This is a genomic window from Pseudarthrobacter sp. As-47 (genome assembly GCF_058215595.1).
The window spans coordinates 296,711-313,606 of record NZ_CM177088.1; the positions used below are offsets into that span (position 1 = coordinate 296,711).

The following is a 16,896-nucleotide window of genomic DNA, read 5'->3' on the forward strand; positions in this document are numbered from 1 at the left end:
ATAGGTTGCCGGTCATTGGGTCCTGTTTCCGGGTCCTGATGCCGACGTACGATCAGGCATGGAAAAGTTGAAATTTGAGGTGGATATCAACGCTCCCGCCGGGACAGTCTGGGCCACGATGCTCGACGATGCCACCTACCGGGAATGGACGAGTGCCTTCAGCGAGACAGGTTCCTTCTATGAGGGCGACTGGAACACGGGCAGCGAGATTCGATTCCTCGGCCCGGACGGTGAGGGGTCCGTGGGAGGGATGATCGCAACAGTTGAGGAATGCAGGCCGAACGAGTTCGTGTCCCTGCGGTATCTCGGCCAGATCGTCCGCGGTGTGGATGACACGACCAGTGATGCTGCGCAGGAATTCATCGGAGCCCACGAAAACTATTCGTTCACCGAAGCCGACGGCGTAACGAAAGTCGAGGTCGAGGTTGAGAGCGTGGAGGACTGGGCGGCCATGCTGAACGAAACGTGGCCCGTGGCCCTCGCCAAACTCAAGGACCTCGCCGAAGCGCGGGCCTGACCTAGCTGCCCTCGGCGGCCCTGGACCTCCGTGCGGCTCAGTCAAACGGCCGTTTAGGCAGCTTTCACCAGCGGAAGCTCGTCCCAGTGGGTGGTGTACCTGGGGGACCGCATGTTCCGTTTCATGGTCCAGTCCAGGCCCGACTTGATGCCGGCGTGCCCCAGGCCGATGGAGCCGCGTCCGAAGCGGCTGCCCACGTCCTCCAGCAGGGTGCCGATGTGGCGTTCCTCGTGCCGGTTCTCGAACAGCTCCAGCGGGGACTGGTTGCCGGTAGGCCGCAGGTCCGTCAGCATGAGCCCCACTTTGACGTACTTCAGGCCATCGCGGATGTTGGGCAGCAGGGCGTGCGCCGCCCTGGTGAGCAGGAGCGGGTCGGCGGTTGGCATCGGCAACGGGACGCACACGGACGGATAGGCCTGCTCCTGCCCGCTGAAGGGCGAGGTGCCGGCGAATGCGGTGAGGACTTTCGCCTGCAGCCCGTGCTTGGCCAGCCGCGCGCTCGCATTCTGGCCGTAGACGCTGAGGACCTGCCGCAGCCCCGCCGCCGTGGTGACCGGGGTGGAGAAGGAACGGGAGAAGATCAGCTGGTCCCGGCCCAGGCGCTCCTCTTCCATGGGGATGCAGGGCGTGCCGTTGAGTTCCAGGACAGTGCGCATCATGACCACGGAGAACTTGTCCCGGATGGCCACGGGGTCGGCGCGGGTGAGGTCCAGGATGGTGTAGATGCCGATGGCGTTCAGGCGCCTGGTCAGGCGGCCGGCGATGCCCCAGATTTCCTCCACGGACAGGCGCCCCAGCAGCTGCTCCCGCACGGCGGCGGGAACGCTGTCCCAGTGGCATACCCCGCCGAATGCCGGGTTGTTCTTGGCCCATTTGTTGCACAGTTTGGCCAGCGTCTTGGTGGGCGCGATCCCGACGCATACGGGCACGCCCACATTGCGGCGGACGGCATTCTTCATGGTCCTTCCCAGCGCCAGCAGCTGCTCCGGCTTCCCCTTCACTCCGAGGAAGGCCTCGTCGATGCTGTAAACCTCCAGCCACGCGGAGTACCTGCCGAGCAGCTCCATGACCCGGGCGCTGATGTCGCCATAGAGCTCGTAGTTGCTGGATTTGGCCACCAGTCCCCATTCCTTCGCGCGGGGTGCGAGTTTGAACCACGGCTCGCCGGTGGCAATGCCCAGGGCCTTCGCCTCGGGGGAGCGGGTGACGGCGCAGCCGTCGTTGTTCGAAAGGACCACCAGCGGCCTGCCCTCCAGCGAGGGATCGAAGGCACGCTCCGCCGAGGCGTAGAAACAGTTCACGTCTACGTGGGCGATCTGCGGCATCTGCCGCATGGGGACGGTTTTGCTCATCGGCAGGCACCCGGACGCCGCCGGCTAGACATGGTGCAGGCACCTCGTGGCCACGCCCCAGATGGTCAGCTCCGAGAGGGCAGGCACTCTGATGTCCGGATACTTTGGATTCTCCGCCTGCAGCACCACGCCTGTGGCTGTAAGGCGCAGGCGCTTCACCGTCAGCTCCCCGTCCAGCACGGCAATCACCACCGAGCCGTCCCGGGGTTCCAGTGCCCTGTTGACGATCAGCTCATCACCGTCGCTGATGCCCGCGCGCTCCATGGAGTCTCCTGTCACGCGGACCACGAACGTGCTGGTGATGTCCTTGATCAGGTGGGCGTTCAGGTCGATCCGGCCATCGAAGTAGTCCTGCGCCGGCGAAGGAAACCCTGCGGCGACGGGAACCGGGGCAATCAGCACTGACAACAACGAGGCGCCCGCATGTATCACGCGGGGACCGATAATAACGCCCACAACACACCTTTATTCGAATATATGTTCGATTACTTCAGTGTAGACCCTGGCCCTGACAATGCCACCCCCGGAGTATCTGGCGTCCCTGCCTCCGGGTGCTTCACTGTGAGGCAGCCACCTTAAAGAGCAGAGTGGTGCTGCCCGGCTGGGCAGCGCCACTCTGCGTCTGGTTGTGGTTAGGTCAGCCGGCGACGGCGGGCCGTGACTCCCGGACCACCGACGGCGTGAACTTCGCCCCGGTATCCGGGAAGGAGGGCACCTGGATGCGGGCGTGGGTGTGGACTTCCTGAACCGTCCGCCGGGTGTGCTCCGCGATCTCTTCCATGGTGGCCACCCACATGCCGTCCATTCCCTTGACCCGTTCAATCAGCTGTTCCAGGGCTACAGCCTTGGAAGGCCGGCCGGAGATGAAGGGATGGTTGGTCAGGACGAAGCAGCTGCCCTGCGCATGGTGCGCCTCCGCCTCCAGCGTCCACATTTCCAGGACCTTCGCCGGGCTCTCGATGACGCCGCTGCCGGTGACGCCCGGGTAGAACGCGTACTGCTCCCAGTCGTCCAGCGCCCAGTCCACCGGAATCTCCACAATGTCCCGGGAGTCGCCCGGGGCGACGCTGAAGCGGTAGGGGGCATCGCCGTCGAGCAGGCTTGAATCGTAGAGGAAGCCGCGGTCCGCCAGGAGCGCCGGGGAGTGCCAGTTCAGTTCCCACCACGGCGCCCGGTAGCCCACCGGTTCCACCCCGGCTGCCTTGGCCAGCGCCTCCAGGCCGCGGTCGATGTAACGTGCCTCCGTCTCGGCGTCGATACCCTGCATGGGCTCGTGCAGGTAGCCGTGGTGGGCCACCTCATGCCCCGCGTCCACGATGCGCCGGACCGTGTCCGGATAGCACTCGGCGGTGAAGCCGGGGACGAAGAACGTGGCACGGATGTCCTGCCGCTGGAGGATCTGCAGCAGCCGGGGGACTGCCACCTTGGGCCCGTAGGACTGGTGGGTCATCAGGGACATCCGGCTGGTGCTCTTGGGATCGTGGGCGATGGTGCAGGATTCGGCGTCGACGTCGAAGGTGAAGGAGGCTGCCGCCTGCTTGCCCTCGGGCCAGGTGATCGGGTGGGCGGAATCGGGGAATGCGTCAATGGTCATGTCAGGTGTTCCTAGGTTAGAGGCCGGCCGGGGCGCTGGGCCGGGCAGGGATTCCGGCCAGGGCCGGGGAGGGCTGGGAGTCGGCGCCGGCAGCCGGAGCGGATTCGAGGAACTTGCGGTGGACCCTCGGGCCCAGGATGGCGTAGCTCGTGGCGCTCGCCAGCCCGCCGGCCAGCCAGGACAGGTCCCAGCCGCCCAGGGCCACGGCGATGGGGCCCTGCATGGCGGGAACGAGGCCGTACATAAACAGCCAGGTGGCGAAGATGCCGACCAGGAGGGAGGTGACTCCCGCCCAGTTGACGCCGGGCAGCCGCTTGGTCCCGACGCCGTCGAACAGCCGTGCGGGGTTGCCGGGCCAGCGCTTCTCGATCCAGAAGTAGTGCACCAGCATCACGCCGCCCCAGGCGGCCACCCAGGCCACCAGTCCGATGAGCCAGGCGTCCAGCACCGCTGCGAAGTCCTCCTGGAAGATGAAGAAGACGACGGCGATGAGCGAGAAGACGCCGACGAACAGGTTCAGCTTGCGGCGGCTGATGGTGATGTCCAGTGACTGGGTGGCCACCGAAAAGGTGTAGATGTTCAGGATGTTGGTGGCGATGGGGCCGTGCAGCACCATCAGCAGGACGGGCAGGGCGAGGACGCCGAAGTTCTGGACGATGAGCTTCCCGGGATCGATTTCACCGCTGTTGGTGGCCAGGCTCGCACCCAGCACGCCGAGCCAGACGACCGGGATGAACTGGCCCAGGACGGACGCCAGGTAGACCTTCTTCTTGGGGACCTCGGTGCTGACGAAGCGGGAGTAATCGGCGGCGTACGTGAACCAGGTGATGCCCCAGCCGATGCCGATGGCCGTCATGACGGCGCTCATGGCCGCGATCCGCTCGGAGCCTTCCAGGATGTTGCCCGCGGGGCCGGCGTAGGCCCAGTCGATCTTCATGCCGAACCAGGCAACAGCGGACATAACGGCCAGAATGATGATGGTGGGCGGGACGGTCCACTTTTCAAAGGCGGCGATCGCCTTGTAGCCAAACCAGGCGATGGCCACCTGGGTGGCCATGATGGCCGTTGCGACGCCGATCTTCCAGGCGTAGTTCTGCGCCGTGGGATCCACCCAGCCGAGCGTTACGAACAGCGCCATCACCAGGTCCAGGATGATCCAGGTGTTGACGGCGCACCAGCCGATCACCAGGAGGGCCTGGATGCTTGCGGGGAGGTAGTTTCCGCGCCGGCCGAAGGCTGCCCGGGCCAGAACCATGCCGGTGGCGCCGGTCTTCTGGCCCAGCAGGACGAAGCAGCCAAAGAGCAGCATGCCGATCAGGTTGCCGAGGACCAGGACGATGACGGTATCCGCGAAACCCAGCCCCAGGTGGATTCCGAGGGCGCCCAATACCCAGTTGATGGGGGCAAGGTTGGCGCCGGCCCAGATCCAGAACTGGCCTGAAACCTTGTGCGTGCGCTGGGACTCGGGAATGGGCTGGAGCCAGGCTTCGCAGTCCTCGGCCGGCGCCATTGCCGGCCCAGACTGCTTCGTGGAGAGGTTGTCTTGCATGGGGAAAGCCTCCAGTAAGTGAAAGGGATAGATCCAGATTATGTGGCTCATGCCACAACCACCACATACAATGTGTCGTGAAGATTCACCTTCTACTTGACGGAGTGTCATGCCCATACGGCTGCAGGATGTTTTGAAACATTCCACCCTCACCCCGGCGGACCCCGTAATACGCGCGGCGGCGGCGATTGCGGCCCAAACGCAGCTGCGCTGGATCCACTCCAGTGAAGTTTTGGACATCGCACCGTTACTTGGCGGCGGAGAACTGCTGCTCACCGGCGGCCAGGCCCTGGCCGCGGCAACGGACAAGCGGCGCATCGGCTACATCTGGGAGCTGGCGGAGCGTGGAGTAGCTGCATTGGCCATCGAGACGGGCGTGGCCCTGCCGTCCATTCCGTCCTCCATGGTGGGAGCAGCCGAAGCCGCAGGGCTTCCCCTGATCGAGCTGCGCAAGGTGGTGCCCTTCGTAGGCGTAATGGAGGCCATCAACTCGTTGCTGGTGAGCGAATCTGCCGCGCACCTGCAGCAGGCTGACCGGGCAAGCCATGCCATGGCGGTGGAGCTGGCCCACGGCGGCAGCCTCGACCGGATCCTGGCCGTCCTCGCCGACGCCACCGGCGCGGAAGTTGTCCTGACATCCAACGCGGGTGCTCCGCTGGCAAGCGCACTGCCTGCCGGCCATGCCGCGGATGCCGGGCCTGCTCCGGCGGGGGACGCCGACCAGGACCGGGCACGCACTACCCATATTGATGTGTCCGTGCGGGGCATACCGTCGGCGCGACTAAGCCTTCACACACTGGAGGGAGGCGATGTGAACCTGGCAAGGATTGCCGGGAACCGCTCAGTGGACATTCTGGCGCTGGCCCTGCTGCAGCGCATGCCGCCCGGCCTGAAGGAGATGGCGGGTGCCGCGCTGATCCGCGCCGTTGATTCCGGTACGCAGAACTGGCGGCTCCAGCAGCTCGCACCGGCTGCGGGGATCCCCCCGGCCGCGCAGCTGGTGGCGGTTGTGGTCCGTTCCCCCGGCTCCCGGCAGCTCCGAACCACCGTGGAACAGCTGCTGGACCGGGTGGGCCGGCACAGTGCGAGCTATGCGGATAACGAGGAGCTGCTGGCGCTTGCGGCGTTGCGGACCGGTAAGGCGCAGGAGGACCGGAGTGAGATCCTGGCCGGGCTCCGGACGCTCGAGCTGCCCGAGGGCAGCATCAGCGCGGTAGGCCCGGTGGCCGCCGGGATTTCGGCAGCGCCCTGGTCGCTGGCAGAGGCGCGGCTGACGCTGGATATTGGAGCCCGTGATGAGCTGCGCCCGTCCGGGGCGCGGCTGGCCGGTGGGGCGCTCGACGCGGAGGCGTTTGCGGTGGAACGGATGGCCTTCCATGCCCTGGATGCGGCCAGGCGCGAGGACTTTGTCCGCCAGCAGTTGGGGTCCGTCCTTGACTACGATGCGCAGCGCCGCTCGCAGCTGGCCGAGACGCTGCGGGTATGGCTGGACTCCGGCTGCAATACCGCACAGGCTGCGCGGGAGCTGCACCTGGAGCGGCAGTCCATGCACCAGCGGCTGCAACGGATCTTCTCCCTGTGCGGCGGCGACCCTCGCAGCACCGGCCGCCTCGCCGCCCTCCACCTGGCCAGCCGCCTCGCCGCCCTGCACTCCGACTAGGCCCCAACCCTCTCTTCCTTAATGCCCACTCCCCGGCGATCCTCTCTCACCTAACGTCGGGTTCCGGGAAACCCTCTCGCAGTTAATGCGCGTTTTGGGCGGACGCTCTCTCACCCTTGGCCGGCCCAACCGCAGGCCTGTGGATAACTTCTGCAGCCTTCAGCCGGATCGGGGCAGAATGCCAGCATGCAAAAGCAGGATTCCCTGCCCCTGCCGTTGGCAGCGGCTCCCTTCACCTTCACCTCAGCCATGGCTTCCGGCGTCCCGTTAAGCAGGCTACGCCGCAAGGACGTGATCAATGTGGGCCGCGGCCTCTACCGTCCGGCGGGCTGGGATTTTGACCTGGAAGGCGCGGCCAGGGCGTTGTCCGCGGCGTCGCCGGGAGCCTGGATCTCGCATGTGACCGCGGCACGGCTTCGATGCCAACTGCTGCCGCCATGGCTGGCGGATTCGTCAGAGCTGCATCTGAGCAAGCCGAGGTCGCTGCCATCGGTCCGCCGGAAGGGCGTGATCGGCCATACCGTGCTGGCACGTGAGGATGAGACTGAACTTGTCGACGGCATCCGCCTGAGCACCCGGTCCCGCACGTGGCTTGATGTGGCACGCGTCCTGCCGCTCCACGACCTGGTGAGCATGGGGGACCAACTCATCCGCATGCCACGGATGGATTTCGAGGGAAGGGCACAGCCCTACGACACCATAGCGGGCCTTCGCGCGCTTGTAGCCCGCCACCCGAACCTCCAGGGCATCGTCCGCGCCCGTGAAGCGCTGGATCTGATGCGGGTGGGGGCTGACTCCGCGCCCGAATCGCTCCTTCGCTTGGCAATCGCCGACGCCGGGCTCCCGGAGCCCGAACTCCAGGTGCCGTTGCGCACCGGAGACGCGCGGTCGCCGTCGGCCGATCTCGGCTACCGTCATCGCCGCGTTGCGATCCAGTACGACGGCGACCATCACCTCGGTGACGCACAGATCCTGAGCGACAGGAGACGGGACAAGGCCTTCGAATCAGCCGGCTGGACGGTTCTCATCTTTGATAGGGACGATCTTGCTGACGAGTTTCAGCGCGCAGTGCAGGGGATCAAACGGGCACTCCGGAACGGTTGGCTTGACCACCCCCAGGCGTCGGGGTTTGCCGGCGGGGCCTGAGCATCAAGGGACTTCTGGGCAATGACGACGGCGGTGCTTAAGGCCGTGGCGCCCCCTCACCAGGGTGAGAGAGCGCCACGTAAAAACCCGCATCAGGTGAGAGAGCGTCACGCAAAAGCCGGCGTTAGGTGAGAGAGCGTCGCAGGGGGCTACCGGAGGACCACCGTGCGGTTGCCCTGCAGGATGACCCGGCCCTCGCAGTGCCACCGCACCGCGTTGGACAGGGCCTTGCACTCGGTGTCACGGCCGGCGGCCACCAGGTCCTCGGGCCCGTAGGTGTGGTCCACCTCCACGGTCTGCTGGGAGATGATGGGTCCCTCATCCAGCTCGCTGTTGACGTAGTGCGCGGTGGCACCCACGGTCTTGACCCCGCGCGCGTACGCCTGGTGGTACGGCTTGGCGCCCTTGAAACTGGGCAGGAACGAGTGGTGGATGTTGATCGCCTTCCCGTCCAGCTTCCGGGTCAGGTTGTCGCTGAGCACCTGCATGTACCGGGCCAGCACCACAAGCTCCACATCGAACTCGTCCACCAGCTCCAGCAGCCGCGCCTCTGCCTCAGGCTTGGTATCAGCCGTGACCGGCACATGGAAGAACGGGATCCCGTGCCACTCCACCAGAGCCTGGTGGTCGGTGTGGTTGGACACCACGGCCACCACGTCCACGGGCAGTTCGCCGATCCGCGCGCGGAACAGCAGGTCGTTAAGGCAGTGCCCGAACTTGGACACCATGATCAGCACCCGCCGCTTTGAGCCGTGCGGCTCCAGGCGCCAGCGCATCCCAAAACGCTCCGCAACCGGCCCAAAAGCGGCCCGCAGCGTGTCCGCGGTGGAGGCATCGCCGTCGGACGCAAAATGCACCCGCATGAAGAAGTGCCCTTCGGAACGCTCACCGAACTGCTGGTTGTCGATGATGTCGCAGCCGTGCTCCAGCAGGAAGCCGGACACGGCGTGGACGATGCCCGGCGACTCGCTGCAGTCCAGCGTGAGGACATGCTCCACGGTGGTCACCGGCGCGGACAGGGAAGTTTCAGTCTCAATGGCGGTCATGGTTCAGCACTCGATCACATTCACGGCGAGTCCTCCTCGGGAGGTTTCCTTGTACTTGGTTTTCATGTCGGCTCCGGTTTCGCGCATCGTCTTGATGGCTTTGTCCAGGGACACCTTGTGGCTGCCGTCGCCGTGCAGGGCAAGGCGGGCGGCGTTGATGGCCTTGACGCTGGCGATCGCGTTGCGTTCGATGCAGGGGATCTGCACCAGCCCGCCCACGGGGTCGCACGTCAGGCCGAGGTTGTGTTCAATGCCCACCTCGGCGGCGTTCTCCACCTGGGCGGGCGTGCCGCCCAGGACCTCGCAGAGCCCGGCGGCGGCCATGGAGCAGGCGGAGCCCACCTCGCCCTGGCAGCCCACCTCGGCACCGGAGATGGAGGCGTTGATCTTGAACAGGATTCCGACGGCGGCCGCCGCCAGCAGGAAGCGGACCACGCCGTCGTCGTTGGCGCCGGGGACAAACTTCACGTAGTAGTGCAGCACCGCCGGGACGATGCCCGCCGCGCCGTTGGTGGGCGCCGTGACGATGCGCCCGCCGGCGGCGTTTTCCTCGTTCACGGCCAGCGCGAACAGGTTCACCCATTCCATGGCCCGGAGCGGATCGGTCACGCCGGTGTCCGCCGTCAGGGTCTGGAACAACGACGGCGCGCGGCGGCGGACGTTGAGCCCGCCCGGAAGGATGCCTTCCGCGGCGCAGCCGTTGTCCACGCATTCGCGCATGACCGCCCACAGCCCCAGCAGCTTCTCCCGGAGCTCCGCTTCGGGCCGCCAGGTCAGTTCATTGGCGAGCATGACGTCCGAGATGGACATCCCCTCGCGTTGGCAGATCTCCAGGAGCTCGTCCGCCGTGGTGAACGGGTAAGGCAGGACGGTGGAGTCCGCCACCACCCTGTCTCCGGCGTCGGCGTCCCCGTCAACAACAAAGCCGCCCCCAATCGAATAGAAGCTCCGTTCGCTGAGGACTGACCCGGCATGGTCCAGGGCGCGGAAGGTCATGCCGTTGGGGTGGGCCGGGAGGGACTTGCGCCGGTGCAGCACCACGTCCTCGTCCCAGTTGAAGTCCACCCGGTGGTCCCCGCCGATCCACAGTTCGGCGTCCAGCGCGGCTGCGGCCACCTGGTCGTCGGCCGTGAAAGTGTCCACGGTTTCGGGGTCCAGGCCCTTGAGGCCCAGGACCACGGCCTTGTCCGAGCCGTGGCCCCGCCCGGTGGCGCCCAGCGAGCCGAACAGTTCAGCCTGTACGCGCCGGGTGGAGCTCAGGTGTCCGTCACCCTTGAGTCCGTCGGCGAACAGCTTTGCTGCCCGCATCGGGCCGACCGTGTGTGACGACGACGGCCCGATGCCAACGGAGAACAGGTCCAGGACGCTGAGGGCCATTTAGGGGACCTCAGGCGAGGCATACTCGCGCATTGCGTCGAGCAGCCAGCGGCCCAGGAAATCAGCGAACGACGCGCGGGGGAAGAGCCGGAACGTCTCCTCGCCGGTCTTCCACAGCACCACGGGGATGTTGCCCACCTCCGTGGAAAGCGCCGTGCCGGCTTTCAGCACGCGCGGGTGCAGGTCCAGCGAGCAGCCCTTCTCCAGGACGGCCCGGGCCCGCGGCCCGGTGAGCTCGAACGTGGTGCGGTTCGCGGAGAGGTCCACCACCTGGCCGGCGCCGTCCCCCAGGGCTTCGCGGAGCGCCTGGATCAGGCCGCCGCCCAGGGATTCGTGGGCTTCCCGTGGTGCCACCACCAGGAACTCTTCCGGGCCAAGCCACAGCACGGAGGAGTCCCCGGTTCCGGTGACGCTGCCGCACGTGGCGGGCAGGCCGCCGGTGACAGCGGCGACGCGCTGTCCGGCGTCGCTGTCCCGGTTGACCCGGAGGCCCACCATGGTCAGGAAAGCCACTTCGCTGATCTCCACCACGCCCCGGACGGAGCCGGTTTCAAAGTCTGCGCGGAGCTGGGCGGCGGGGCTGACCCGGAGTGAGAGGTTCTTCTCGTAGGAGGTTGCGGGTGCTGCTGTTTCAGCCATCTTTGCGGGTCCCTTCGGGGTCAAAAAGTACGGTTTCGGCGACGACGACGTCCACCAGCTGGTCGCCGGCGGCGGCAGTCAGGGTTTCGCCGATGCGGTTGCGGCCGTTCTTGATCAGGGCCAGGCCAAAGGACCTGCCGAGCGCCGCGCTGTGGTAGCTGGAGGTGACGAAGCCTTCCATCGGGACCGGCCCGTAGGCAGGGTTGGTGGAACGGCCCTTCTCCACGAGCTGGGTGCCTTCCGGCAGCCGCAGCCTCCCGTCCACCGGCAGCACGCTCACCAGGTGCTTGCGGTCCTCGCGCTGGCCGTCGGCCCGGGAGTAGGAGCGCTTGCCGATGAAGTCCTTGGCCTTGGAGACGATCCATTCCATGCCGGCGTCCTGCGGGGTGACCGTGCCGTCCGTGTCCTGGCCGACGATCGGGTAGCCCTTCTCGGCGCGGAGCACGTGCATGGTTTCGGTGCCGTACGGGGTGATGTTGAATTCGGCGCCGGCAGCCGCCACGGCCTCCCAGGTGTTCAGCCCGTACCAGGACGGAACGTTGATCTCGTAGGCCAGTTCACCGGAGAAGGAGATCCGGCAGACCCGGGCGCGGACGCCGGAGGCCAGGGTGGTTTCGCGGAACGTCATGAACGGGAAGGCCTCGGCTTCCAGCCCGCCGTTGGCCGCCAGTTCCGGGGCCACCTTGGCAAGGACTGCGCGGGACTTGGGCCCGACGACGGCAATGGTGGACCACTGTTCGGTCACCGAGGTGCAGTGGACGTCCAGGTCCGGCCATTCGGTCTGCAGCCATTCCTCCAGCCAGTCCAGCACCTTCGCGGCGCCGCCGGTGGTGGTGGTCATGAAGTAGGTGTCGTCGTCCAGGCGCAGGGTCACGCCGTCGTCGAAGATCATGCCGTCAGCCATGCACATCACGCCATAGCGGGCGGAACCCGGGGCGAGCTTCTTGAACGCGTTGGTGTAGATCCGGTTGAGGAATTCACCGGCGTCCTTGCCGCGGATTTCGATCTTGCCCAGGGTGGTGGCGTCCATGAAGCCCACGGATTCGCGGACGGCGGCGCACTCGCGCAGCACGGCCGTGTCCATGTCTTCCCCGTCCTGCGGGTAGTACCAGGGCCGCTTCCACTGCCCTACATCTTCGAACAGGGCACCCTTGGCCACGTGCCACGGGTGGATGGACGTCTTGCGGGCGGGATCGAACAGCTCGCCGCGCTGGCGTCCGGCCAGTGCCGCGAAGGCCACGGGCGTGAACGGTGCGCGGTACGTGGTGGTGCCGATGTCGCCGATGCCGCGGGAGGCTTCTCCTGCGGTGCGCAGCGCGGCGGCGATGACGCCGATCGCGTTGACGCCGGAGGTCTTGCCCTGGTCGTTGGCGGTGCTGATGGAGGTGTAGCGCTTGATGTGCTCCACCGAGCGCATGCCGGCCCCCGTGGACCGCAGCACGTCAGCCACGGACTGGTCGCGCTGGAAGTCCACGTAGTGCTGGTGCCAGTCGTCCGGGGTTCCCGTCTCGCCGGGGACCAGCCACAGCTGGCGGGTGGGGGCTGAAGCCTTCGGCTCCGCCAGGACGAGAGGAGCGACGGCGGACGCGAACCCGGCAGCGATGGCTGCGGCTGCACCGGCGGAGATGCCCTCGGCCAGGCAGTCGGCCAGGTCGAAGCTGCCGCGGCCCGAGCCGATGGTCTGCTGGTTGGGGACCACGGTGCTCGGCACGAAGGCGGCCAGCTCGTCGTCCCAGCGCAGCTTGCCCTGCCGCTGGGAGTGCAGGTGCACCAGCGGGCTCCAGCCGCCGGAGACAGCCAGCAGGTCGCAGGCGATCTGTTCGACGCCCGAGGTGAGCTCGCCGTCGTCGTTAATGCTGCGGACGGTGACGCCGTCCACGCGGCCGTCTGCTGACTGCGAGGACGTGTTGGCCACGGCGCTGCCGATCAGCACGCGGGTGCCGGACTCGACGGCGGCAGCAGCCACGGCGGTGAGCTGCGGGCGGGCGTCCACCACGGCGGCAACCTTGACGCCCGCGGCGCGGAGGTCCGCGGCCACGGCGTAGGCGCTGTCATTGGTGGTGCTGATGACCACGCGGCGGCCGGCGGCCACCCCGTAGCGGTTCAGGTAGGTGCGGACGGCCGAGGCGAGGATGATGCCCGGGCGGTCGTTGTTCTCGAACACCAGGGGACGCTCGTGGGCGCCCGGCGCCAGGACCACCTGGTTGGCACGGATGTGCCAAATCCGCTGCCGGGATACTCCGGACGCGGCAGGGGAGGACAGGTGGTCCGTGCGGTTCTGGACGGCGATCACGTAGTTGGCGTCGTAGGCGCCGAAGGCCGTGGTGCGGTTCAGGACGGTGGATTCGGCGCCTGAAACGAGCTCGGCTTCGACGTCCGCCACCCATTCCAGGGCGGGCTTGCCTTCGATGGTCTCAACGAGTTCCGGTGCCGTTGACCCGGACAGGAGGGACCCGCCCAGCTCGGGCTGGTCGTCCAGCAGCATCACGCGGGCGCCGGTGCGGACGGCTTCGCGGGCTGCGGCCAGGCCGGCGGGGCCGCCGCCGACCACCAGGACGTCGGTGTGGACGTACTTCTTGTCGTACTCGGCGCGGTCCTCCTCGGGATCCAGCTTGCCCAGGCCGCTGAGCAGTTCCGCCTTCAGGCCGTCCACCAGGGTGACGGTGGTGGCGGGGAGCATGGATTCGGCGACGTCGCCCGGGAAGCGCGCAGCGATCTTCACCATCGCATTGGATTCCTCCACACCGGCGGACATGATGCCGCGGGGGCGGTCCTCGTAGAGCGAGTTGCCGGCGTTGATGCGGCCGTTGGCGATCAGGGCGGAGGCGAGGGTGTCGCCGGGGTGCCCCGTGAATTCCTCGCCGTCCACGGTGAAACGCCAGGAGATGGTGCGGTCGATGCGGCCGCCGGAAGCGAGGCGGGCGTTCTGGGAAGTCACTTGGTTGCTCCTTCCGGGGCAGTGGTGCTGGCGGGTGTGGTGCTGGTGCCGGAAATGCTCGTCCCGGACGTGCTGGGGGCCGCGGTCCCTGTGGTGGTGCTGTCCGGGGCGAGGCTGGCGGTGCCCGTTTCGACGGTCAGCTGACCGGCAGCGTCAGGCCGGGGCGTGCCCATCGGGTAGATGGCCTGGATGTCATAGGTGACGGTGTCGCGGAGCATGTTGAACCACTGGCGGCAGCCGGTGCTGTGCAGCCAGCGCTCGGCGAAGGCGCCCTTGGTGTTGTCCCGGTAGAACAGGTACTCGGCCCACTGGCGGTCGGTCAGCTCGTTCGGGTTTTCGGGGTAGGGCACGTGGGCCTGGCCGCCGTAGTGGAATTCGGTCTCGTCGCGGGAGCCGCAGTTGGGGCAGGAGATGAGCAGCATGTGCGTCTTCTTTCTAAAGTGCAGTGTTCGCTGGCGGCTAGTGGGCCACGGCGGCGGCGCCGTGTTCGTCGATCAGCGCGCCGGTTTCGAAGCGTTCCAGCGCAAACGGCTTGTTCAGCTTGTGCGGGGAGCCCGTGGCGATGTTGTGCGCGAAGGTGAGCCCGGCCGCGGGGGTGGCCTTGAATCCGCCGGTGCCCCAGCCGCAGTTCACGAACATGTTCTCCACCGGGGTGTTGCCCACGATCGGGGAGGCGTCCAGCGTGGTGTCCACAATGCCGCCCCAGGTCCGGAGCACGTGGGCCCGGGCAAAGATGGGGAAGAGCTCGACGGCGGCGGCCATCTGGTGCTCGATCACGTGGAACGAGCCGCGCTGGCCGTAGCCGTTGTAGGAATCGACGCCGGCGCCCATCACCAGTTCGCCCTTGTGGGCCTGGGAAACGTAGACGTGCACGTGGTTGGACATGACCACCGTGGGGTGGACGGGTTCGTGCAGCTCGGAGACCAGGGCCTGGAGCGGGTGGGACTGGATGGGGAGCCGGAAGCCGGCCATCTCGGCCAGGACCGAGCTGTGCCCGGCGGCGGCGAGGCCCACCTTTTCGGTGTTGATGGTGCCGCGGTTGGTCTTGACGCCCACCACGCGGTTGCCGTCCTTGACGAAGCCGGTGACTTCGCAGTTCTGGATGATGTCCACGCCCATCTCATCGCACTTGCGGGCGAAGGCCCAGGCAACGTGGTCGTGCTTGGCGATGCCGGCCCGGGGCTGGTACGTGGCGCCCATGACGGGGTAGCGGATGTTGTCGCTGATGTTCAGGATGGGGCAAAGTTCCTTGACCTGCTTCGGGTCCAGCCACTCGGCGTCCACACCGTTGAGCTTGTTCGCTCCCACGCGCCGCATGCTTTCACGGACGTCGCCCAGGGTGTGGGCGAGGTTCATCACGCCGCGCTGGCTGAAGAGGAAGTCGTACTCAAGCTCCTCCGGCAGGATCTCCCAGAGCTTGAGGGCGTGCTCGTAGATGGCCGCGCTCTCGTCCCAGAGGTAGTTGGAACGGATGATGGTGGTGTTCCGGGCCATGTTGCCGCCGGCCAGCCAGCCCTTTTCCAGGACGGCGATGTTGGTCATGCCGTGGTTCTTGGCCAGGAAGTACGCGGTAGCCAGGCCGTGCCCGCCGCCGCCCACGATCACGGCGTCGTAGGAGGACTTGGGCTCCGGGTTGCGCCAGAGGAAGTCGGGGTGCTCGGGGAGGAGGTCTGCACTCACTGGGCTGCTCCAATCAGGTCTGCTTCAAGGGCGGCAACTTCAGTGCCGTTGCTGAGGTGTGGGTAGAGGGGAAACTGCTCGGCCAGGGCGGTGACGCGGGCGCGGAGTTCGACGGCGGTGCTGTCGCCCAGGGTGCCGCTGCCCGCAGCGGCGATCAGCGCCGTCGCAATAATGTCTGCGACTTCCTCGAATTCCTTGGCGCCGAAGCCGCGGGTGGCGAGGGCCGGGGTGCCGATGCGCAGCCCCGAGGAGACCATCGGCGGGCGGGGATCGAAGGGGACGGCGTTGCGGTTGACGGTGATGCCGATGCGGTGCAGGGCGTCTTCGGCCTGCTGTCCGTCCAGCTCGGAATTGCGGAGGTCCACGAGGACCAGGTGCACGTCGGTGCCGCCGTTGACCACGGAGATTCCGGCCGCGGCAACGTCGTCGCGGAGGAGCCGTTCGGCGAGAAGCTTGGATCCCTCAAGGACACGCTGCTGGCGTTCCTTGAACTCGGGGGAGGCGGCGAGCTTGAAGGCCACGGCCTTGGCGGCGATCACGTGCTCCAGCGGGCCGCCCTGCTGGCCGGGGAACACGGCGCTGTTGATCTTCTTGCCGTACTGCTCCTTGGCAAGGATGACGCCGCCGCGCGGGCCGCCGAGGGTCTTGTGGGTGGTGGTGGTGACGACGTCGGCGTAGGGCACCGGGTTCGGGTGCAGGCCGGCGGCCACCAGGCCTGCGAAGTGGGCCATGTCCACCATGAGGTACGCGTCCACCAGGTCGGCGATGCGGCGGAACTCGGCGAAGTCCAGCTGGCGGGAGTAGGCGGACCAGCCGGCCACGATCAGCTTGGGCCGGTGTTCCAGGGCCAGCGCCTCAACCTCGGCCATATCGATGCGAAGGTCCGATTCGCTTACGTGGTACGGGACCACGTTGTAGAGCTTGCCGGAGAAGTTGATCTTCATGCCGTGGGTAAGGTGGCCGCCGTGGGCCAGGCTCAGTCCCATGATGGTGTCGCCCGGGTTCAGCAGGGCGAACATGGCGGCGGCATTGGCCTGCGCGCCGGAGTGCGGCTGGACGTTGGCGAATTCTGCGCCGAACAGGGCCTTGACCCGGTCGATGGCGAGCTGCTCCACAACATCCACGTGCTCGCAGCCGCCGTAGTAGCGCTTGCCCGGGTAGCCCTCGGCGTACTTGTTGGTCAGTACCGAGCCCTGGGCCTCCATGACCGCGGACGGGGCAAAGTTCTCGGAGGCGATCATTTCCAGCGTCGACTGCTGGCGGCCCAGCTCACTGGCAATGGCCTGCTGGACCTCGGGATCAACGACCGAAAGTCGCTCGTTCAACTGCTCAACCACGGATGCTCCTTTGAAATACCACTTGCTTACTAACTGATATATCAGTGTGAGCTCAATGGTA

The 16,896-nt window shown here is 66.9% G+C and carries 14 protein-coding genes; 3 read left to right on the forward strand and 11 right to left on the reverse strand.

The features are described from left to right. Nucleotides 1-58 precede the first annotated feature (58 nt). The gene (locus AC4BCK_RS01415) at nt 59-517 is read left to right on the forward strand and encodes an SRPBCC family protein (protein ID WP_251420705.1); all 459 of its coding nucleotides are present in this window, start codon (nt 59-61) and stop codon (nt 515-517) included. A 53-nt stretch (nt 518-570) separates the two neighbouring features. Here AC4BCK_RS01415 and AC4BCK_RS01420 read toward each other — a convergent pair whose 3' ends face one another. The 4 genes from AC4BCK_RS01420 to AC4BCK_RS01435 form a co-directional block, all read right to left on the reverse strand. Beyond that, complete coding sequence (locus AC4BCK_RS01420) at nt 571-1,869, reverse strand: Y-family DNA polymerase (protein ID WP_435875183.1); 1,299 nt, start codon at nt 1,867-1,869, stop codon at nt 571-573. 24 nt (nt 1,870-1,893) lie between these two features. Further along, nucleotides 1,894-2,325 carry a LexA family protein gene (locus tag AC4BCK_RS01425; RefSeq protein WP_251420729.1) on the reverse strand — a complete coding sequence of 144 codons (432 nt, stop codon included), beginning with the start codon at nt 2,323-2,325 and terminating at the stop codon, nt 1,894-1,896. 181 nt (nt 2,326-2,506) lie between these two features. After that, entirely contained in the window at nt 2,507-3,463 is a 957-nt protein-coding gene (locus AC4BCK_RS01430) for a polysaccharide deacetylase family protein (RefSeq protein WP_174179709.1), read from the reverse strand. Between the two features lie 16 nt (nt 3,464-3,479). Continuing rightward, nucleotides 3,480-5,012, reverse strand: a complete 1,533-nt coding sequence (locus AC4BCK_RS01435) for a purine-cytosine permease family protein (RefSeq protein ID WP_490566491.1) — start codon at nt 5,010-5,012, stop codon at nt 3,480-3,482. 109 nt (nt 5,013-5,121) lie between these two features. Between AC4BCK_RS01435 and AC4BCK_RS01440 the strand changes: the two genes are divergently transcribed. Together AC4BCK_RS01440 and AC4BCK_RS01445 are read left to right on the forward strand one after the other, a co-directional pair. Further along, the gene (locus AC4BCK_RS01440) at nt 5,122-6,672 is read left to right on the forward strand and encodes a helix-turn-helix domain-containing protein (protein WP_490566492.1); all 1,551 of its coding nucleotides are present in this window, start codon (nt 5,122-5,124) and stop codon (nt 6,670-6,672) included. A 186-nt stretch (nt 6,673-6,858) separates the two neighbouring features. After that, entirely contained in the window at nt 6,859-7,818 is a 960-nt protein-coding gene (locus tag AC4BCK_RS01445) for a DUF559 domain-containing protein (RefSeq protein WP_310110010.1), read from the forward strand. A 149-nt stretch (nt 7,819-7,967) separates the two neighbouring features. On the opposite strand, the gene purU is transcribed toward AC4BCK_RS01445, so the two are convergent. From purU to glyA, 7 genes are read right to left on the reverse strand one after another with little or no spacing between them, the layout of a single operon-like run. Beyond that, on the reverse strand, nt 7,968-8,864 hold the full coding sequence (purU, locus tag AC4BCK_RS01450; RefSeq protein WP_174179701.1) for a formyltetrahydrofolate deformylase: 897 nt from the start codon (nt 8,862-8,864) through the stop codon (nt 7,968-7,970). A gap of 3 nt (nt 8,865-8,867) precedes the next feature. Then, nucleotides 8,868-10,241: an L-serine ammonia-lyase gene (locus tag AC4BCK_RS01455; RefSeq protein WP_174179699.1), complete on the reverse strand. Its 1,374-nt coding sequence runs from the start codon at nt 10,239-10,241 to the stop codon at nt 8,868-8,870. Next, a complete protein-coding gene (locus AC4BCK_RS01460; protein WP_174179697.1) occupies nt 10,242-10,880 on the reverse strand; it encodes a sarcosine oxidase subunit gamma in 639 nt (212 codons plus the stop codon). Continuing rightward, nucleotides 10,873-13,818: a sarcosine oxidase subunit alpha family protein gene (locus AC4BCK_RS01465; RefSeq protein WP_490566493.1), complete on the reverse strand. Its 2,946-nt coding sequence runs from the start codon at nt 13,816-13,818 to the stop codon at nt 10,873-10,875. Before AC4BCK_RS01465 ends, AC4BCK_RS01460 begins: the two co-directional genes overlap by 8 nt. Beyond that, entirely contained in the window at nt 13,815-14,240 is a 426-nt protein-coding gene (locus AC4BCK_RS01470) for a sarcosine oxidase subunit delta (protein WP_174179693.1), read from the reverse strand. The genes AC4BCK_RS01465 and AC4BCK_RS01470 overlap by 4 nt, the downstream gene beginning before the upstream one ends. Before the next feature lie 37 nt (nt 14,241-14,277). Next, nucleotides 14,278-15,498 (reverse strand): sarcosine oxidase subunit beta family protein, encoded by a 1,221-nt coding sequence (locus tag AC4BCK_RS01475; protein WP_104185774.1) that lies wholly within the window; start codon nt 15,496-15,498, stop codon nt 14,278-14,280. After that, entirely contained in the window at nt 15,495-16,835 is a 1,341-nt protein-coding gene (gene glyA / locus AC4BCK_RS01480; protein ID WP_285835568.1) for a serine hydroxymethyltransferase, read from the reverse strand. Before glyA ends, AC4BCK_RS01475 begins: the two co-directional genes overlap by 4 nt. Nucleotides 16,836-16,896: the final 61 nt, after the last annotated feature.